Origin of the sequence: Kribbella jiaozuonensis, assembly GCF_005233875.1 — a bacterium.
In the GTDB taxonomy this organism is placed as follows: Bacteria; Actinomycetota; Actinomycetes; order Propionibacteriales; family Kribbellaceae; genus Kribbella; species Kribbella jiaozuonensis.
In genome coordinates this window covers 1,336,079-1,354,344 of the sequence record NZ_SZPZ01000002.1, presented here as the reverse complement: position 1 = coordinate 1,354,344, position 18,266 = coordinate 1,336,079, and the positions used below count along the sequence as shown (strand labels likewise).

At 68.3% G+C, this 18,266-nt stretch carries 17 protein-coding genes; 7 read left to right on the top strand and 10 right to left on the bottom strand.

Features of this window, described 5'->3' with window-relative positions; all coding sequences use genetic code 11:
* Positions 1-2 precede the first annotated feature (2 nt).
* Entirely contained in the window at positions 3-1,472 is a 1,470-nt protein-coding gene (locus FDA38_RS18065) for an MFS transporter (RefSeq protein ID WP_137255171.1), read from the bottom strand.
* A 159-nt stretch (positions 1,473-1,631) separates the two neighbouring features.
* Between FDA38_RS18065 and FDA38_RS18060 the strand changes: the two genes are divergently transcribed.
* The gene (locus tag FDA38_RS18060; RefSeq protein WP_137255170.1) at positions 1,632-2,966 is read left to right on the top strand and encodes a dihydrolipoyl dehydrogenase family protein; all 1,335 of its coding nucleotides are present in this window, start codon (positions 1,632-1,634) and stop codon (positions 2,964-2,966) included.
* A 6-nt stretch (positions 2,967-2,972) separates the two neighbouring features.
* Here FDA38_RS18060 and FDA38_RS18055 read toward each other — a convergent pair whose 3' ends face one another.
* Positions 2,973-3,485 (bottom strand): DUF5134 domain-containing protein, encoded by a 513-nt coding sequence (locus FDA38_RS18055; protein ID WP_137255169.1) that lies wholly within the window; start codon positions 3,483-3,485, stop codon positions 2,973-2,975.
* Between the two features lie 113 nt (positions 3,486-3,598).
* Between FDA38_RS18055 and FDA38_RS18050 the strand changes: the two genes are divergently transcribed.
* Together FDA38_RS18050 and FDA38_RS18045 are read left to right on the top strand one after the other, a co-directional pair.
* Positions 3,599-5,584, top strand: coding sequence for a cytochrome c oxidase assembly protein (locus FDA38_RS18050; protein ID WP_137255168.1), 1,986 nt, complete (start codon positions 3,599-3,601; stop codon positions 5,582-5,584).
* 47 nt (positions 5,585-5,631) lie between these two features.
* Entirely contained in the window at positions 5,632-7,767 is a 2,136-nt protein-coding gene (locus tag FDA38_RS18045; protein ID WP_137255526.1) for a heavy metal translocating P-type ATPase, read from the top strand.
* 4 nt (positions 7,768-7,771) lie between these two features.
* On the opposite strand, the gene FDA38_RS18040 is transcribed toward FDA38_RS18045, so the two are convergent.
* Positions 7,772-8,620, bottom strand: coding sequence for a heavy-metal-associated domain-containing protein (locus FDA38_RS18040; RefSeq protein ID WP_202877716.1), 849 nt, complete (start codon positions 8,618-8,620; stop codon positions 7,772-7,774).
* A gap of 432 nt (positions 8,621-9,052) precedes the next feature.
* Here FDA38_RS18040 and FDA38_RS18035 point away from each other — a divergent pair, with 432 nt between their 5' ends.
* Positions 9,053-10,315, top strand: a complete 1,263-nt coding sequence (locus tag FDA38_RS18035; RefSeq protein ID WP_202877715.1) for a helix-turn-helix domain-containing protein — start codon at positions 9,053-9,055, stop codon at positions 10,313-10,315.
* Here FDA38_RS18035 and dhaK read toward each other — a convergent pair.
* From dhaK to FDA38_RS18010, 5 genes are all read right to left on the bottom strand, one after another.
* Positions 10,280-11,275: a dihydroxyacetone kinase subunit DhaK gene (dhaK, locus tag FDA38_RS18030; RefSeq protein WP_137255166.1), complete on the bottom strand. Its 996-nt coding sequence runs from the start codon at positions 11,273-11,275 to the stop codon at positions 10,280-10,282. The two genes, FDA38_RS18035 and dhaK, sit on opposite strands and share 36 nt — an antisense overlap.
* Positions 11,272-11,916 (bottom strand): dihydroxyacetone kinase subunit DhaL, encoded by a 645-nt coding sequence (gene dhaL, locus FDA38_RS18025; RefSeq protein WP_137255165.1) that lies wholly within the window; start codon positions 11,914-11,916, stop codon positions 11,272-11,274. Before dhaL ends, dhaK begins: the two co-directional genes overlap by 4 nt.
* Positions 11,913-12,701: an HAD-IA family hydrolase gene (locus FDA38_RS18020; RefSeq protein ID WP_137255164.1), complete on the bottom strand. Its 789-nt coding sequence runs from the start codon at positions 12,699-12,701 to the stop codon at positions 11,913-11,915. The genes dhaL and FDA38_RS18020 overlap by 4 nt, the downstream gene beginning before the upstream one ends.
* The gene (locus tag FDA38_RS18015; protein ID WP_137255163.1) at positions 12,698-13,555 is read right to left on the bottom strand and encodes a class II fructose-bisphosphate aldolase; all 858 of its coding nucleotides are present in this window, start codon (positions 13,553-13,555) and stop codon (positions 12,698-12,700) included. Before FDA38_RS18015 ends, FDA38_RS18020 begins: the two co-directional genes overlap by 4 nt.
* Positions 13,556-13,621: 66 nt before the next feature.
* Positions 13,622-14,182 carry a DJ-1/PfpI family protein gene (locus FDA38_RS18010; protein WP_137255162.1) on the bottom strand — a complete coding sequence of 187 codons (561 nt, stop codon included), beginning with the start codon at positions 14,180-14,182 and terminating at the stop codon, positions 13,622-13,624.
* 103 nt (positions 14,183-14,285) lie between these two features.
* Here FDA38_RS18010 and FDA38_RS18005 point away from each other — a divergent pair, with 103 nt between their 5' ends.
* Positions 14,286-15,200 (top strand): alpha/beta fold hydrolase, encoded by a 915-nt coding sequence (locus FDA38_RS18005; protein WP_137255161.1) that lies wholly within the window; start codon positions 14,286-14,288, stop codon positions 15,198-15,200.
* Here FDA38_RS18005 and FDA38_RS18000 read toward each other — a convergent pair.
* On the bottom strand, positions 15,197-15,376 hold the full coding sequence (locus tag FDA38_RS18000) for a hypothetical protein (protein ID WP_137255160.1): 180 nt from the start codon (positions 15,374-15,376) through the stop codon (positions 15,197-15,199). The genes FDA38_RS18005 and FDA38_RS18000 overlap by 4 nt on opposite strands.
* A 43-nt stretch (positions 15,377-15,419) precedes the next feature.
* Complete coding sequence (locus FDA38_RS17995; RefSeq protein WP_202877714.1) at positions 15,420-17,087, bottom strand: SulP family inorganic anion transporter; 1,668 nt, start codon at positions 17,085-17,087, stop codon at positions 15,420-15,422.
* A 100-nt stretch (positions 17,088-17,187) separates the two neighbouring features.
* Here FDA38_RS17995 and FDA38_RS17990 point away from each other — a divergent pair, with 100 nt between their 5' ends.
* Positions 17,188-17,520: a PadR family transcriptional regulator gene (locus FDA38_RS17990; RefSeq protein ID WP_137255158.1), complete on the top strand. Its 333-nt coding sequence runs from the start codon at positions 17,188-17,190 to the stop codon at positions 17,518-17,520.
* Positions 17,517-18,263 (top strand): ABC transporter ATP-binding protein, encoded by a 747-nt coding sequence (locus tag FDA38_RS17985; protein ID WP_137255157.1) that lies wholly within the window; start codon positions 17,517-17,519, stop codon positions 18,261-18,263. Before FDA38_RS17990 ends, FDA38_RS17985 begins: the two co-directional genes overlap by 4 nt.
* Positions 18,264-18,266: the final 3 nt, after the last annotated feature.

Genomic DNA, 18,266 nt, shown 5'->3' with positions numbered 1-18,266 from the left:
CTTCAGCTCGATACCGGTACGGCGCAACCGTGCACGCGAGGTGTCGCCGGAAGCCGAGTGGTCGCCGGGCGACCCGATGCGACGAACACCAGCGTGATCACCGCGGCGACAACACTCAGAGCTGCCATCACGAGCATCGCCGTCTGATACCTGTTCGCCAATGGCCCGGCGAGCTCATTCGAACCGCCGACACCCAGCAACAACGGCACGAGCGCGATCAGCACCACGCCCCCGACCCGCGACGCGGCATCGTTGATCGCCGACGCCTCACCGAGATCCGCATCGTCGACAGCAGCCAGTACGCCGGCCGTCAGCGGCGCGACCGTCAACCCGATGCCGAGACCCCACAAGAGTGCGCCAGGCAGGATCGCCTGTGCATAACTCTGGCCGGGCTCGGCCGCGGACAACCAGGCGAACCCCGCGGCCACGATCAGAATGCCGATCGCCATCGGCCAGCGAGTGCCGACCCGCGCAACCAGACCGCCGACGAACGGCGAGACCAGCAGGAACACAGCCGACTCCGGAATCAGCGCCGCGCCTGCCTCGGTGGCGCTGTAGCCCAGCCGCAGCTGGCACTGCAGTACGACCAGATAGCTGGCTGCCGACAACGCGCCGTAGAACAGGATGGTCGCGGCGTTGATCGCAACGAACTGGCGAATCCGGAACAGCGCCGTACGCAGCATCGGCGCCGGCTGCCGCTGCTCGACCGGGATCAGCGCGGCCAGGCAGACCACGCCGACGAGACCCGACACCAGGACCGGTGCGCTGGCCCAGCCTGACGCGGATCCGGCGGTCAGCGCGTAGATGACGCCGCCCAGCCCGAGTACGGCGAGAATCGCGCCCACGAGGTCGACCGACAGGGGACGCCGTTCACGCTCGACCTCTGGTACGCCGTGCAGGACCCACAACGCGGCCGCGATCAGCGGGACGTTCAAGAGGAACACGTACCGCCACGAACCGTGGTCGATCAACCAGCCGCCGCCGTACGGGCCGAGCGTCGTACCGAGAGTCGAGATGCCGGCCCAGACACCGATCCCCTTGGCCCGATCCGCCGACTGCAGGGTCCCGTTGAGCAACGCAAGACTGCTCGGTACGACGAGTGCGCCGCCGGCGCCTTGTACGACCCGCGCCGCGATCAGCGCGCCGCCGTTCGGCGCCGCCGCGCAGCACAGCGATGCGACCAGCATGACGACGAGACCGGCGACGAGGATGCGGCGCCAGCCGAAGTGGTCCGCCAGCGCACCGGCGAGCAGGAGCATCGACGCGACGGTGACGAGGTACCCGGTCAGCACCCACTGGAGCTCGCTCACACCGATCTCCAGGTCGCGGCCGATCGCCGGGATCGCGACGTTGATCATGTACGCGTCGATGAACCCGACCATCGACGCCAGCACCGTGGCGGTGACCAGCAGAGCGCCGGCCCTCCCCCGCAACGCGACCAGCCCCGCGCCGGTCACTGCAGGCTCACTCATTCGACCTCCCAGGCGTGTCTGCTCCACGATCCGGCCGGCGGACCGGGTTGCGCCACCGTGGTGGTCCCTGGTCGCGCGAGACCAGGGACACTCCCTGGCCCGGGCGACGCATGGTCCGCGCGAGTCTGGATCCGCCGGTTCGAAGGGAGCCCGAAGCTGATGAGTGAGTACGACGTGATCGTCCTCGGAGCCGGTGCTCCGGGGGAACACTGTGCGGCGGCGCTGACCAAGGGCGGCGCGAAGGTCGCCATCGTCGAGCGCGAACTGCTCGGCGGCGAGTGCTCCTACTGGGCCTGCATCCCGTCCAAGACCCTGCTGCGACCCGGCGAGGCGCTGGCCGAGGCTCTCGACGCGCCCGGCGCGCGGGAGGCGGTGACCGGTGCGCTCGACACCCGCGCTGCCCTGGGCTGGCGCGACTTCATGGTGTCGAACTACGACGACGCCGGCGCGGTCTCGTGGGCCAAGAGCGTCGGCCTCGAGGTACTGCGGGGTCACGGCCGTCTCGCGGGTCCGCACACCGTCGCGGTGGACGACCGGACGCATACCGCCGAAAACATCGTGATCGCGTGCGGCGCAGATCCCGTGATTCCACCCGTTCCGGGACTGCGTGAGCTGCCCGGCGTGTGGACGAACCGGGACGTGACCGGGCTGGTCGACGTACCGGACAGGCTGCTCGTTCTCGGCGGCGGGGCGACCGGGGTCGAGATGAGTCAGGCGCTGGCGCGGATGGGGTCGACCGTGACGCTCATCGAGCGCGACGATCACCTGATGCCTCGTGAACCGCGGGCGGTCGGCGAGGCGATCGCGGTGGCGCTGACGGCCGACAAGGTCGACGTACGCACGGGCACGTCCGCGGAGCGGGTTCGCCTCGACGGGTCGACGTACGTGATCGAACTCGGCGACGGGACGCAGGTCGAGGGCGACCGCGTCCTGGTCGCGACCGGTCGCCGGCCGCGGGTGGATAACATCGGGCTGGAGACCGTCGGCATCGTTGCGAATCCGCGAGGCATCGCGGTCGACGACAAGCTGTCGGCCGGGACGAACCTGTGGGCGATCGGCGACGTCACGGGCCTGTGGCAGCTGACCCACGTCGGCGAGTACCAGGGCCGGGTTGCCGCGAGCAACATTCTCGGCAAGCCGCGTACTGCGGACTACCGGGCGGTGCCGCGCGTGGTGTACAGCTACCCGCAGGCCGCGTCGGTGGGTGACGCCGAGGGACCGTACACCGCGACGATCCAGCTGTCCGGCGTACCGCGCACGGCGACGTACCTGCGCTCGTACGACACCCAGCCCGGCTTCCTCACCCTCGTCTCGGACGGAACCGTCATCACCGGCGCCTACGCGGTCGGGCCCGAGGCCGGCGAATGGCTCCAGCAAGCAACCCTCGCCATCCGCGCCCGGATCCCCATCCCCGTCCTGCTCGACGTCATCCAGCCCTTCCCCACCTTCTCGGAAGCCCTCCTCCAAGCCCTCCGCGAGCTGGCCAACGAGTGAGGGAGCTCAGAGCGCCGGGGTCATCAGGGCGAGCATCGTGGCCATGCCGGCGCAGGAGAGGCCGTGGCAGCCGCAGAGGGCTCGGTGGCCGGGAGTGCGGGCCGCGTGGATCAGCCACCAGCCGGCGGTGATGACCAGGAGCCCTACGGCTGACCAGCTGAGCATCGTGGTCCACGCGTCGCCGGACATGAGGCGAGGCATCGCGGCGAGCATCCAGACCATGCCGAGATTCATGCCGGCGTGAGCCATCGCGCCGGCGCGCTCGGCGATGGAGTCCAGGCCGGACAGCTGGTAGAAGAACACGACCGCCAGCCCGCTGAAGACCGCCATCTGCGCCCATTGCCCGGTTGCGGCCATCGGCCACCACAGCATCACCAGCATGGCCGGGCTCATCAGGGCATGGCTGACATCGACGACGGTCTCGATCCCCTGCCAGCGCCGCGTGCTCAGCCGCCAAACGCCGTACAGACCTGTCGCAGCGAAGACCGCGGTCAGGACAATCGTCCAGGCTCCAGTCACCACGCCCCTCTAACTCCAGTCGTCGCAAAGAAGTTCCACTCCTGGGAACTGTTCCCACAACTCGCTCGTATTCACCAGTTGGGGGTCGTGGCAACCAATCGATCAGGAGTGACGTGGGTACGACGCGCCACCGGCGGTGGCTGATCGGGTACGTCGTCCTGCTGGGCGTACTCGTGATCGCAGCAGCGCTGGTCACCACCGCACGCATGGGCTCGGCGAGCTACCTGCCGATCGCGCGGGACTACCCCGGCCAGGCGACCGGGCTCATCACCACCTTCGTCCGCGCGGTGGCCGACCTCTCCTCGCTCGTGACCGTCGGTGCGCTCGCGTCGGCGCTCGTCGCGGGTAAGGCGCGGCCAGTACGGGAGTCGGGTTCGCGGCGGCAATTGGAGATCGCCGAGTGGTTCGAGCCGATCGTCGTACGGCGAGCTGCCGCCGTCTGGGTGATCAGCTCCGGCCTGCTGATCGCGTTCGACTCGGCCGACTCGAACGGCTTGTCGCTCGGCAAGATCGCCAGCCCGAACGCGCTCTGGTTCGCGATGTTCTCCGGTGATTTCGGGCGCGCCTGGATGATCACCTGCCTGGCCGCGATCGTGGTGCTCGTCACGAGCCTGACGACCGTGCGCTGGGTCGCGTACCTGATCGCACTCTGGGCGGCCCTGGCCGGCTCACTCGCCCCGGTTGTCGTCGGCCAGGTCCTGGTCGGTCCGCGCCACGACTTCGCCGGCGACTCGGCGGTCTATCAGACCGTCGCCGCGCAGCTCCTCCTCGGTTTGGCCGTCGTCCAGACCCTAAGGCTCGCGACCGGCCGCCGCAACCGTGTCCTCGACCGCACTCATTGGCGGGGCATTGCCGTCATCGGGGCCGCGGTCCTCATCGTGACCGAGGCGGTTCTGCTCTGGTTCAAGATGGCCGGCTCCTCGCCGTTCGACTCGGCCACCGGATGGCTCACGCTCGCCCGGTTGGTGGCACTGGGACTGGTTGCCATCGGCCTGTACTCCGTTGCCCGCAGCAAACTCCCCCTCGGTGCGGTTCTCCTCACCACCGGGACGGCGGCCTTCGTTGCCTGCGGCATCGCGATGACCCGGATTCCACCGCCGCAGTTCTTCGTGCCGACGTCGATCAGCCAGATCTTCTTCGGCTTCGACCTCAACAAGCCGCCCGCGTTCGCGACGCTGGTGAGCCAGTGGCGTCCCAACCTCCTGTTCGTGACCGCCGCCGTCGCAGCCATCACCGCCTATCTCGCCGGCGTCATCAGGCTCCGTCGCCGCGGCGAACCGTGGCCGCTCGGTCGCACGATCGCCTGGACCATCGGCTGGCTTCTGATCGTCGTGGTGACCAGCTCCGGCCTCGGGAAGTACTCCGGCCCGAGCTTCGCCGTCCACATGGCGATGCACATGGCGCTGAGCATGCTGATTCCGATCCCGCTCGTCCTCGGCGGACCGCTCACGCTCGCGCTCAAGGCCCTGCCCGCCGCCGCAAAGGACGCTCAGCCCGGCCCGCACGAGTGGATCGTCGCCGTACTGCACTCCCGGCCGCTCAAGGCGCTCTATCACCCGTTGCTTGTCTTCGGCATCTACATCGGCTCGTACTACGGCCTGTACCTCACCAACGCCTTCGGCACGCTGATGAGGTTCCATTGGGCGCACCAACTGATGAACGCACATTTCCTGTTGGTGGGCTGTCTGTACTTCGGTCTGGTGATCGGAGTCGACCAGACACCGCGGAGGCTCCCGTCGCTGGCGAAGCTCGGGTTCCTGTTCGCGGCGATGCCGTTCCATGCGTTCTTCGGGGTCATCCTGATGTCCGACGGCGCGATCATCGGCGACTCGTTCTACCAGCACCTCGAGCTGCCGTGGAAGGTCGATCTCGCCGCCACCCAGCACACAGCCGGTGGCATCGCGTGGGCCGGCGGTGAGATCCCGCTGCTGATCGTTGTCGTCGTACTGGCGCTGCAGTGGGCCGTCCAGGACGGAAAGCTTGCCAAGCGCATCGATCGCCACCTCGACAGCGGTCTCGACGACTCGTACGACGCCTACAACGCGATGCTCGAACGCCTCTCCGAACGAACGGCGGACCGCACCAAGGAGACCCGGTGACGCTCACCTCGACCGAGACCAACTCCGTCGAACTGCTGGTCGGCGGGATGACGTGTGCTGCCTGCGCCAACCGGGTCGAGCGGGCTCTGAACAAGCTCGACGGGGTCACGGCGAGCGTCAACTACGCCACCGAACGCGCGATCATCACCGGGACCGGACCTGATCTCGCCGATCGTGCGGCCAGTGCGGTCGACAAGGCCGGTTACGACGCGACCGTGCGCGATCCCGAGTCCGCGGACGAGCTTGCGGAGCAGTTGACGATCAAGCGTGTGACGGCGCTGCGGCGTCGGTTGATCGTGGCCATCCTGCTGGCGATTCCGTTGATGGACGCGACGATCGTGCTGGCGGCGGTGCCGTCGCTTCGGTTTCCTGGGTGGGAGATCGTCTCGCTGCTCGTCGCGCTGCCGGTTGTGACGTGGGCGGCGTACCCGTTCCATCGGGCGACGATCCGGAACCTGCGGCATCGTGCGGTGAGCATGGACACGCTGGTGTCGCTGGGTATTGCGGTGTCGTTCGGGTGGGCGGCGGTGTCGGTGTTGTTGCGTGGGGCCTCGAATACCGGGGCGTTGTATCTCGATGTCGCGGCGGGGATGACTGTGTTCCAGCTCGCCGGGCGGTACTTCGAGACGCGGTCGCGGCGGCGGGCTGCTGATGTGTTCGGGGCGCTGAGTCGGTTGGCTACGCCGACGGCTCGGGTGTTGCGGGAGGGCGCGGAGGTCGACGTACCGACTGGGGAGGTCGTCAAGGGCGAGGTGGTCATCGTCAAGGCCGGTGAGATCGTGCCGGTGGATGGGACTGTGCTGGAGGGGGCGGCGGCTGTCGACACGAGCGTTGTGACTGGTGAGCCGTTGCCGCGGAGCGTTCGGGTCGGTGATTCGGTTGTCGGCGGGACGATCAGTACGGATGGGCGGTTGGTGGTGACCGCGACGGCTGTCGGTGCGCATACGCAGCTTGCGCAGATGGCGGCGGTGGCTGAGCAGGCGCAGGAGCGGAAGGCGCGTATTCAGCACACGGTCGATCGGATCATCGTGTGGTTCGTTCCGGCGGTGATCGCGCTGGCGATCGCTGTCACGGTCGGGTGGATCGTGTCCGGTGCGCCGTTCCAGCAGGCGATCGGGACGGGGATCGCGGTGCTTGTCATCGCCTGCCCGTGCGCCCTCGGGCTGGCCACGCCGACGGCGCTCATGGTCGGCATCGGCCGCGGCGCCACCCTAGGCATCCTGATCAAAGGCCAGGACGCCCTCGAGGCCAGCGGCGTCATCGACACGATCGTCCTGGACAAAACCGGAACCCTCACCACCGGCGAGCTCGTGGTCGAGGACATCGACCCCGACCTACTCCGCTACGTCGTCTCCGTCGAACAAAACTCCGAACACCCCATAGCCCGAGCCGTAGAACGCCGAGCCGAATCCGACGGCATCAAACCCCACCCCGTAAACAACTTCGAGGTCCGCCCCGGGCAAGGCGCAGTCGGCGTAGTAGCCGGCCACCGCATAGTCGTAGGAAACGCGACCCTCCTAGCAGCAGAGGGCATCACCACCCCAGCCGAACCCACCCCAAGCGTCGCGGGTGCGGCGGGGTCGGTTGTTTATGTGGGGATTGATGGGCGGGTGGCGGGGTCGTTCAGGGTGGCGGATCGGTTGCGGTCGACGGCGGGGGCGGCGGTTGAGGCGCTCCGTGGGCAGGGGCTTCGGACTGTTCTTCTCACCGGGGATGGCGAGGTGGTTGCTCGGGCGGTGGCGGGTGAGTTGGGGATTGAGGATGTTCGGGCGGGGGTGTTGCCGGCGGACAAGGCGGCGGTGATTGAGCAGCTGCGGGGTGAGGGGCGGCGGGTGGCGATGGTTGGGGATGGGATCAATGATGCTGCGGCGCTGGCGACGGCCGATCTTGGGCTGGCGGTTGTCAGCGGGACCGATATCGCGCTCAAGTCCGCGGACATCATCCTCGTGCGGGAGGACCTTTCGGTGATCCCGGACGCGATTGCCCTCGCTCGGCGGACCCGGCAGACGATCCACCGCAACCTGATCTGGGCGTTCGGCTACAACGTCGCCGCCGTGCCGATCGCCGCCGCCGGGCTGCTCAACCCGGTGATCGCCGCCGCGGCGATGAGTCTCTCGTCGCTGTTCGTCACCTACAACAGCCTCCGCCTCCGCGACTTCGGCACCGAACCCGACGCCGACTAGGACGTCACCGCGGTACGACGGTGTACCCGCGCCCCCGGATCGCCTCGAAGCTCTGCGCGCGAACCTCCTCCGACGGGAACGCCGCGACGACCTCCTTCGTGTCCAGGTCGATCCCCGCGACCCGAACCCCGAGCGCCTCCAGCACCCCGGTGATCGTGTTCGTACAGTGCGAGCACGTCATATCCGGAACCTCGAAAACCTCGTTCACACCGGTCTCCTCAATCTCCACCAACTCGAGCAACTGAACGAACGTCTCCACGAAGATGTCCACCACCCCCGGCAGCAACCGGACCCCGTCCACGGACATGTTGGCCAGGCACCGCGGCTGCTCCCCCGCCGGCAACAATGCGTACTGCCGCGAGATCTCCCCGAGCAGTACGTCGTACTTCCGCAACGCCTCCTCGACCGTCAGCCCCTCCTCGACCGTTGCCCGGCGCAACGTCTCGTGCGCGTCCGCGATCGCGGTCTGCTTCATCTCCCGCAGTACGTCGACCGTCTCTGCCGCGTACCGCACGGTCCCGTCGCCTACCGTCACCAGCCGCACCGGGATCATCCCGCGCCGGAACGTCGAGGACTGCAGCCCCCAGAACCACGTGTTCGCCACCACCGAGAAGAGGCCCGAGTCCCGCAACCCCCGCGCAAACTCCCCCGCGCCCCGGTACGGCGTCTGATCGGCAAGGTAAGCGTGCTGCACGAGCGCCCGCGACGTCGTATCGATCCCGACCCGCAGAATCTCGACCGGATCCTTGTCCGTCGTCGTCGCATCCATCACCGCACGCTCGTCGTCGCTCAACGCCACACCATCTCGAGCCGCGAGCGCCCGCCACATGACCAGCGTCGCCTCCCGGGCCACCACGGGCACAATAGGCCCGAGCGGACCACAGTGAGCCACATTCGCGACCCCGCCACTGTCCCGCCAACTGACCTTCGCGCCAGCACTCACCACGAGCGCAGGCGGACACGGCCGCATCCGACGCTCCACATACTCCAACTGCGGCGCAGTCGGCCGACCGTCAAGCAACTCAACCTCGACCGAAAGCCGCCGCGCCCCACCAAGACTCACCTGTGAGAACGCCGCAGCACCCGCGGCTCCCAGCACCCGAGCCGCGGCCGCGCGGTCATAACGGCCACCCGGCAGTCCCGCCATCCGCGACCTCCCCGGCGACCCGTCACCCACGCGTTCCCAGTTTAGGAACCAACCCCGGCCCACGCGGTTACACCGCGTGTCGGACCGCGGTCGCTGCGGGTCTGGACTTTCGCCGCCCTGGGCAGTTGTCTAGGAAAGGTGGAATCCATCGATCGATGGCTGCACCGACGACACGAAGAGTTCGTCGAAGATGGGGAGAAACAGCCCGTACGCGGGCTCGTCGCGGCCTCTTGGGACCGCTCGGTCGCCGCCGGCCTCCGCGCCGACACAGCGGCACCATTTGCCTTCCAAGCCAACGAACTGGCCAGCTACCGCGCCGAGCACCCGCTCTCCGCGGTCTTCCCGATGCTGTATGACGTCCTGGGCCGAGCAGCCGTCGACAGCGACTGCGTGATGGCGGTCGGCGACAGCGGCGGACGCCTGCTCTGGGTCTGCGGCCGACCCGACGTACTGCGTGCCGCCGACGGCATCCACTTCAGCGAAGGTGCCTGGTGGGCCGAGCAACAGGTCGGCACCAACGCTCTCGGTACGTCGCTCGAGGTGACCGCCCCCGTCCAGATCCGCTCCGCCGAACACTTCACCGTCCTCGTCCAGCCGTGGTCCTGCGCGGCGGCCCCGATCTACGACCCGGACACGCAGCGGGTCCTCGGTGTCGTCGACATCACCGGCGGCGCCGACGCCAGCTCACCCCAATCACTAGCTCTCGTCCGAGCCGCCGCCCGGATGGCCGAGGCGGAGCTCGGCCGCCTCACCATTCTCCGCAAACTGACCGGTGACACCGGCCACCGCGTCCGGATCTCAGCGCTCGGCCGCCCGGACGCCGAGATCCGCGTCGACGACCGCGACCTACGCCTGAGCCGCCGCCACAGCGACATCGTCGTACTGCTGGCCGAGCACCCCGAGGGACTCACCGCCGAAGAGCTGTCCGACGCCCTCTACGGCGAGGCCGACCACCGCTCCTCGCTCCGCGGCGAGATGACCCGCCTCCGCGCCCTCCTCGGCGCAGACGTCCTCGACTCCCGGCCCTACAGGTTCCGACGCGACATCGCCGCCGACTGGCTCGAGACAGCCGACGACCTCGACTCCCACCTGCTCTCAGCGGCACTCCGTCGCTACGCCGGCCCGCTCCTCCCGCAGTCCGACGCGCCGGCAGTCGTCGCCGTACGGAACCGGCTCGAGAACCGCATGCGCGCCGACGTACTGCGGACCCACGACGTCGACCTCGTCGTCGCCTGGACCCGCTCGTACGCCGGTGTGAACGACCTCAGCGCCTGGGAGCACCAGCTGACCCTGCTCTCGCCGACCTCCCCGCTGTGGCCGTCGACCCAGTCCGAAGTACGCCGGTTGCGCGCGGACTACGGGCTCTCAGAACACGCGAATCGCGATCTCCGCGGGCGCTGACAACAGGCCGTCGATCTCGTCGTCGAGCTTGACCAGCGTCACCGACGCCCCGGCCATGTCCAGCGACGTGCAGTACTCGCCGACGTAGTTGCGCCGCACGTTGATGCCCTGGTCGGTGAGCACCTTGTGCGCGCGACCGTAGAGCAGGTACAGCTCGCTGATCGGCGTACCGCCGAGCCCGTTGATCATCAGCGCGACGTTGTCACCGGACTCGTACGGCAGGTCGGAGCGGACCGCCTCGAGCATCTGGTCGATGATCTCGTTCGCCGAGGCGAGCGGCTCGCGGCTGCGGCCCGGCTCGCCGTGGATACCGACGCCCATCTCCATCTCGTCCGGCCCGAGGTCGAACAGCGGGGAGCCCTTGGCCGGCGGCGTACACGCGGTCAGCGCCATCCCCATCGTGCGGGTGACCGAGTTGACCTTCTCGCCGATCCGGACCAGTTCGTCCAGGTCCGCACCCTGTTCGGAGGCCGCACCGACCGCCTTCATCACGAAGAAGTTGCCCGCGACACCACGCCGGCCGACCGTGTACGTCGAGTCCTTCACCGCGACGTCGTCGTCGATGATCAGCGTCTTCACGTTCAGCCCGTCCGCGGCGCTGAGCTCCTGCGACATGTCGAACGCCATCCGGTCGCCGGTGTAGTTGTTCACCAGGAGCAACACACCCTTCTGCGACGCGAGCAGCTTGGTGGTCTCGTACACGTAGTCCATCGGCGGCGCGGCAAAGACGTCACCGGGACAGGCCGCGTCGAGCATGCCCTTGCCCACCGTCATCACGTGCGCCGGCTCGTGCCCGGAGCCGGAGCCCTGGATGATCGAGACCTTGTCGTCCCGCGGCGCGTCCGTGCGCATGATCAGGTTGTACTCCGGGACGTACTTTAAGGTCTCGGGGTTCGCCAGTGCGATGCCCTGCAGCATCTCCGGCACGTAGTTCTTGGGATCGTTGACGAACTTCTTCATCCGGACTCCCTCCCCTTCCAGTTCTGTGCGATCTGCTCCATCAGTACGGCGACCGCCGTGGCCCCGGCGTCGACCGATCCCCGGCTGCGTTCGCCGGTGTAGGCGGCCCGGCCACGCTTGGCGACCAGGTCGACCGTCGCATCCGCGGCCGTCCGGGCCGCGACGGCGGCCCGATCCACGACCTCGTCGCTGCTCACCCCGGCCGCGAGCGCCTCCTCGATGGCATCCGTCATCGGGACCAGCGCATCGAGCAGGGTCTTCTCGCCGAGCGACGCGCCGCCGCGGGCCATGATCCCGGCGATCGCCGCCCGCAGCATCGCGACGACGGCGGCACCGTCGAGGGTCGTGGTCGCGCCGGCCGTCATCCCGGCACGCAGGAATCCCGTGCCCCAGATCGGTCCGGACGTGCCGCCGATCCGGGACGTCACGAGCATCCCGACCTTCTTGAAGAACGTTCCGATGTCGGTGCGGTCCAGCTCGCCGTACTGGGCCTGGAGTTTCTCGAAACCGCGAGCCAGCGAGTACCCGAAGTCGCCGTCGCCGACGACCGAGTCGAGGTCACCGAAGTACTTCTCGTTGGCGAGACAGGTCTCGATGATCGTGGTCATGACCAGGTCGACATCGCTCCAGCTGTCACTCATGTATGCCCTCCTTTGCGACCGGCCAGTTCAGCGAGCTCGGTCAGCGTGAGCGCGCCGACGGGTCCGATGTTCCAGGGGTCCGCCAGTACCTCGAGCTGCTCGCCGCCGGGATCGCCCAGGCTGGAGACGACCAGTGCCGCTCCGGTGAAGTCCTCGTCGCGGGTGTAGCCCGACACGGTCACGACCGTGGACAGCCCGGCACCGGTCGCGGCGAGCAGACCGTTGCTCGAGTCCTCGATGACAAGCGTGTGATCCGGCACCAGGGCGAGCTGGTGGACGGCCAGCTCATACACCGCCGGGTCCGGCTTCTTCCGCGGTACGACGTCCCCCGCGAACACCGGCACCCGCGCCGCGACCTCCGCCCCGACCGCTCCGGTCAGCACGGCACGTACCGAAGGCTCGGCCGAGGTCGACGCGACGGCAACCGTCCAGCCCGCTCGCAGCGCCTCGGTGATGATCCGCCGTACGCCGGGACGCGGCGGAACGACTCCGGCCGCGATGAGGTCCGTGAAGGTCTTGGTCTTGTACTGATGCCAGGCCGCGATGACCTGCGCACGTTCCTCGTCCGTCGACGGCGAACCGGCCGCTTTCACGACGTCGGGATCGTCGAGCAACGTGGCCAGACGTTCCTTGCCGCCGCCGATCTTCAGCAGCTGACCGTAGTCCTCGACCGACCAACGCACCGGCAGGCCGAAGTGCTCGAACGTCGCGTTGAACGCCGGCAGATGACCGTCGCGTTCGGTGTCGCCGAGCACACCGTCACAGTCGAAGATGAGTGCGGTCATGCGTGACCGCCGCTACCGAAGATCTCGATGTACTCGACGGCCATCGCCTTGACCGCGGCATGGATGTTCCGGAACAACGTTGGCGGGTCCCATTTGTCCTTCGCCCGCGCCTCCTCGAGATGCTCGAGCGACGACTTCATGTACGCGACCTTGAGCGCCGTCGAGATGTTCACCTTCGCGCAGCCCCGGCCGATCAGATCCCGGAACTGCTCCGGCGTCAGCCCGGATCCGCCGTGCAGCGCCATCGGGATCCCGGTCGCGGCCACGAGGTCGGTGATCCGCTGCGAATCCAGCTCCGGTGTCGACCGGTAGATGCCGTGGGCGTTGCCGATCGCGGGGGCGAACACGTCGACCCCGGTCGTCTCCACGAAGCGAGTGGCAACCGCCAAGGATTGACGTTCCGACTCGGTGTCGGATCCGACTCCGTCCTCGACCCCCGTGATGCCTTCGATCTCGCCTTCCACGTGCGCGCCGTACTTGCGGGCCTCGGCGACCACCTCGACGGTCTGCCGCTGGTTCTCCTCGACCGGGAGCGCGGAGGCGTCGAACAGCACCGAGTTCCAGCCGGCCGCGAGGCAGGAGCTGATCACCTCGCGGTCCGGGCAATGATCCAGGTGCAACGCGACCGGCACCGGCTCGGGCGCGACGGTCGCGTCGAACATCGCCTTCAGTACGTCGCGCCCGACCGATTTCACGGTCTTCACCGACGTCTGCACGATCAACGGCGAGCGCAGCTCCACGGCCGCGTCGACGACGGCTCGCAGGCTCAACTCGTCGACGACGTTGATCGCGGGAACGGCGTACCCCTTGGCCAAGGCCTCGTCGACGAGTTCCTTCAACGGTGCAACCGGCATGCTCACTCCTCCCGGTGGCTCCGTCCAGCCTGCCTCTCCGAACGCTGCAGAAAGGCTGCAACCGCGCTACGCCGGCGCGTGCTCCTTCAGGATCGCCATGAACGCGCGCATCCAGGTCGGGTGGTCCGGCCACGCGCGACCCGAGACCACGTTGCCGTCGACGACCGCGTCACCGTCGACCCACTCGGCTCCCCCGGCGGTGATGTCCGGTGCGAGCGCCGGGTACGCCGATGTCTTCCGGCCGTTCAGCACGCCGGCGGCGGCCGGGATCAGCGGTCCGTGGCACAGCTGCGCGACGGGCTTCGACTCGCCGTAGAAGTGCTTCACGATCCGCTGGACGTCAGCGTCGTTCCGGATGTACTCCGGGGCGCGGCCGCCCGGGATCACGACCGCGACGTAGTCCGCGGGATCCACGTTCGCGAATGCGACATCCGCCTGCCAGGTGTGGCCGAGCTTCTCGGTGTACGTGTCGAAACCGTCCACGAAGTCGTGCACCACGAACTGCAGTTTCTTCACCTCTGGCGCGGCGATGTCGACGTCGTACCCCTCCTCCAGCAACCGCTGATAGGGGTAGAACACCTCCAGGTCCTCCGCGGCGTCACCGGTCAGAATCAGTACCTTCGCCATCAGGCCACTCCCTCTCGAAGACACACCGTCCATCTGCCAGCCTCTGCCCGCAACCAACGGCGGTCAAGGCCCGTCTGACCGGGTGATCGTGTAGACCGAAGGCATGGTTCTTCCTGCCGAAGTCGTTGCGCCCGAGCGGATCGAGGTACGCCCGGGGCACCGGCTCGCCGTCCGGCGACGTGGTGAGGGCGGCGTACCGCTGCTCCTGGTCCACGGGTTCCCGTGCACGAGCCGGATCTGGTCGCACAACCTGATCCCGCTGGCCGAAGCAGGGTTCGACGTCGTCGCGCCGGATCTGCGCGGGTACGGCGATTCCGATTTCGCGCCGGACGACTTCTACGACTTCAACGCGTTCAACACCGACCTCACCGGGCTGTTCGACGTACTCGGCTGGGAGCGAGCGGTCGTCGCCGGACACGACCTGGGCGCGATGATCTCCATCGATCTGGCGAACCGGCATCCCGAGCGGGTGGACCGGCTGGTGATCCTGGACGACTCGATGCCCGATCTGCCCGAGGCGTTCGCGGCGGCCGGCATCCCGCCTGGTCGGCCCAAGCCCGCCGTCTACGACTACCAGCGCCGGCAGGGGCAGCACGCGGACGAACTGGTTGCCGAGCTCGATACGCCGGAACGACGGCGGCGCTACATCGGCGAGTTCTTCGGGCACCGCCTCTGGTGTCCACCCGACGCCTTCGACGAAGACGACCTGGCGTTCCTGACCGAGCCGTACGGCGACGCCACCCGCCTGCGCGCGTCGTTCGCCGACTACGAAGTACTGATGGGCACCCGCCCGCTGTCAGCTCCGGAGCTGATCGATCGACCCGTGCAGCAGCGCGCTCTGGTGCTGATCGGTGCGGACCAGGTCACCGTCGGAGAGCACGCCGAGGAACGCTGCGCGCTTGCCTTCCCGGCCGGCGTCGGGCCGTTCTGGGTGAAGGGCGCCGGTCATTTCATGCCGTGGGAACGCCCGGTCGTCGTCAACCGCGCCATCGAGGCGTTCTGCGGCGACCTGCTCTAGAGTTCGCCGCCGAGCGCGTTCGCCAGCCCGTCGCGGGTCAGCCCGAGGGACGCCAACAGCTCCGCATCCGCATCGTCATCAGGGTCGATCTGCTCCGGCAACCGGTCCGCGACGGATTCGGCAACGTCCGGACCGTACGCGCGACGAATGATCGCCAGGGCCTCAGCTTTCGTCATGACAGCCATCTCTGCCTCCCAGGTCGGGCGTCCACGGACCAGGCTAGCCGGGTTGTTCTGCACGGAAGGCTTCGACAGCGGTCGGGAGGGTGTAGAACACACGGCCAGGTCCTAAACGATCGAGGAACCCGGCGGACTCGAGGTCGTCCCGGAGCTCCTGCTTGACTCTCGCCAGCGCCAGCACGATGCCGCGTGACGCCAGCTCCTCGCGCAGCGCGTCCAACGCGTCGATCGCGGTGACGTCGATCTGGATGTTCGCCTCGGTGTTGAGCAGGAGCCAGCGCGCCGGCGTCGGTGCGTCGTCGACGGCGGCCAGCGCGCGACGGTGGAAGTCCTCGGCGTTCGCGAAGAACAGCGGCGAGTCGTACCGGTAGACAACGAGCCCTGGGACCGGCCGCGCGTCCGGGTAGTCGTCGATGTCGTGCATGCCGGCGATACCCGGTACGTATCCGAGGATGCCGTCGTGCGGCCGGGCGACGCGTCGCAGTACGTCGAGGACCGACAACGCAACGGCCAGGAGTACGCCGTACAGGACGTCGAGGGCGATCACGCCGACTGTTGTTGCCAAGGCCAACAAAAACTCACTGCGCCGGAAGGCGGCGATGCGGCGGAACTCGCCGAGTTCGATCAGCCGGATGGCGGCGTACACGACCAGTGCGCCGAGCGCCGGGATCGGGAAGGTGGCGAGGAGCGGGCCGGCGAACAGCAGCGTGGCGACGATCGCCACCGCGGCGACCAGCGAGTACACCTGGCTCTTCGCGCCGGACGCCGCCGCCAGGGCGGTCCGGCTGCCGCTGCTGCTGATCGGGAAGCCACGCACCAGACCCGCGGACAGGTTGGCCAGCCCGAGCACCAGCAGCTCCCGGCCCGGCTCGGTCTGCCCACCGCCGCGACCCGCGAAGGCACGGCCGGTCAGAACCGTGTCCGTGTACCCGACCAACGCCACCCCCACCGCAGGCAACGCGAGTAGACCGACATCGTGAAGGGACATCGACGGCAAGTGCGGTGTCGGCAGGCCGCTCGGCACAGCCCCGACGAGCTCCACTCCCCTGTCGCCCAGGTCCGCCGCCCAGGTCACGAACGCCGCGAGCGCCACCACGACCAGCGGCCCCGGAAGACGCGGCGTCCACCGAGCCAGCGCGAACAGCAGCACTAGCGCGACGACCGACAACAGCACCGGTGCGATTTTCCACTGACCGATCAGCCGGATCGCGGACAGCACCTCGGCCGGCGGTGAGTCGCCTTCGACCGGAGCACCCGTTAGCCGACCTAACTGCCCGGTCATCATGATCACCGCGATCCCGGTCAAATAGCCGATCAGCACCGGCTTCGACAGCAGGTCGGCCAGAAATCCCAGCCGCGCCGCCCACCCGACCACGCAGATCACACCGACCAGCAACGCCAGTACTGCGGCCAGCGTCGCGTAGCGGGCCGGATCACCGGCGGCCAACGGACCGATCGCGGTCGCGGTCAGCAGCGCGGTCGTCGACTCCGGGCCGAGCGACATCAACCGCGACGTGCCGAGCAGGAAGTACAGCACGAGCGGACCGAGTGCGACCCACAGCCCGACGACGGCAGGCAGGCCGGCGAGTTCGGCGTACGCCATCACCTGCGGGACGAAGTACGCCGCGACCGTCATGCCCGCGACGACGTCCGGCCGCAGCCAGCTCCGCTGGTACTGCCGCAGCGTCTCAACTCCGGGAATCGGCACCCTGCCCCCTTTCGATCCCCACAGTGTCGCTTGCCAGGCCGGTAGTCAGTGATACTATCTACTGGTACTCAGTGACACTGAATAGCTAGGGAGGTGTCTCGTGACCAAGCAGCTGACCGAGCTGCTCAAGGGCACGCTCGAGGGGATCGTGCTCGCGATCCTGTCCGGACGGTCCGCGTACGGCTACGAGATCACCGCGTGGCTGCGGGAGCAGGGCTTCACCGATATCGCCGAAGGCACCGTCTACGCGCTGCTGGTCCGGATCGAGAAGCGGGGCCTGGTCGACGTGCAGAAGGTCCCGTCCGAGAAGGGACCGCCGCGCAAGGTGTACTCGCTCAACGCTCACGGCCGCGAAGACCTCGACGAATTCTGGGGGACCTGGAGCTTCCTCGCAGAACGCCTCGAACAGCTCCGCGAAGGAGACAAGGGATGACAGTCATACAGGTGCAGGGTCTGCAGAAGTCGTACAAGGACCTGCAGGTTCTGCGGGGCGTGGACTTCGAGGTCGAGCGCGGCAGCATCTTCGCCCTGCTCGGCTCGAACGGCGCGGGCAAGACCACCGTCGTACGCATCCTGTCGACGCTGCTGAAGGCCGACGCGGGGACGGCGAGCGTGCAGGGTTTCGACGTCTTCAAGGACTCCGCGAAGGTCCGCGAATCGATCAGCCTGACCGGCCAGTTCGCGGCGGTCGACGAGATCCTCACCGGCCGCGAGAACCTGGTGCTGATCGCGAAGCTGCGGCACATCGACGACCCGGGCAAGGTCGCGGACGACCTGCTCGCCCGCTTCTCCTTGACGGACGCGGGCGGCCGCCGGGTGGCGACGTACTCCGGAGGGATGCGGCGCCGGCTCGACATCGCGATGAGCCTGATCGGGAGTCCGCCGGTCGTCTTCCTCGACGAGCCGACGACCGGGCTCGACCCGCAGGCGCGGATCGAGGTCTGGAACAGCGTCAAGGAACTCGCCGAGCACGGTACGACGGTGCTGCTCACCACGCAGTACCTGGACGAGGCCGAGAAGCTCGCCGACCGGATCGCGATCCTGCACGAGGGCCGGATCATCGTCAACGGCACGCTCGAGGAGCTCCGGCGGCTGCTCCCGCCCGCCAAGGTCGAGTACGTCGAGAAGCAGCCCACGCTCGAGGACGTCTTCCTGACGCTCGTCACGGACAAGTAGGGG

What these genes read in the sequence shown, in the direction of transcription:
- FDA38_RS18010 (WP_137255162.1), bottom strand. Translation starts at nt 14,182, where the DNA reads ATGGCGAAGGTACTGATTCTGACCGGTGACGCCGCGGAGGACCTGGAG.
- FDA38_RS17985 (WP_137255157.1), top strand. Translation starts at nt 17,517, where the DNA reads ATGACAGTCATACAGGTGCAGGGTCTGCAGAAGTCGTACAAGGACCTG.
- dhaK (WP_137255166.1), bottom strand. Translation starts at nt 11,275, where the DNA reads ATGAAGAAGTTCGTCAACGATCCCAAGAACTACGTGCCGGAGATGCTG.
- FDA38_RS18060 (WP_137255170.1), top strand. Translation starts at nt 1,632, where the DNA reads ATGAGTGAGTACGACGTGATCGTCCTCGGAGCCGGTGCTCCGGGGGAA.
- FDA38_RS18065 (WP_137255171.1), bottom strand. Translation starts at nt 1,472, where the DNA reads ATGAGTGAGCCTGCAGTGACCGGCGCGGGGCTGGTCGCGTTGCGGGGG.
- FDA38_RS18005 (WP_137255161.1), top strand. Translation starts at nt 14,286, where the DNA reads ATGGTTCTTCCTGCCGAAGTCGTTGCGCCCGAGCGGATCGAGGTACGC.
- FDA38_RS18020 (WP_137255164.1), bottom strand. Translation starts at nt 12,701, where the DNA reads ATGACCGCACTCATCTTCGACTGTGACGGTGTGCTCGGCGACACCGAA.
- FDA38_RS18045 (WP_137255526.1), top strand. Translation starts at nt 5,632, where the DNA reads ATGACGTGTGCTGCCTGCGCCAACCGGGTCGAGCGGGCTCTGAACAAG.
- FDA38_RS18015 (WP_137255163.1), bottom strand. Translation starts at nt 13,555, where the DNA reads ATGCCGGTTGCACCGTTGAAGGAACTCGTCGACGAGGCCTTGGCCAAG.
- dhaL (WP_137255165.1), bottom strand. Translation starts at nt 11,916, where the DNA reads ATGAGTGACAGCTGGAGCGATGTCGACCTGGTCATGACCACGATCATC.
- FDA38_RS18000 (WP_137255160.1), bottom strand. Translation starts at nt 15,376, where the DNA reads ATGACGAAAGCTGAGGCCCTGGCGATCATTCGTCGCGCGTACGGTCCG.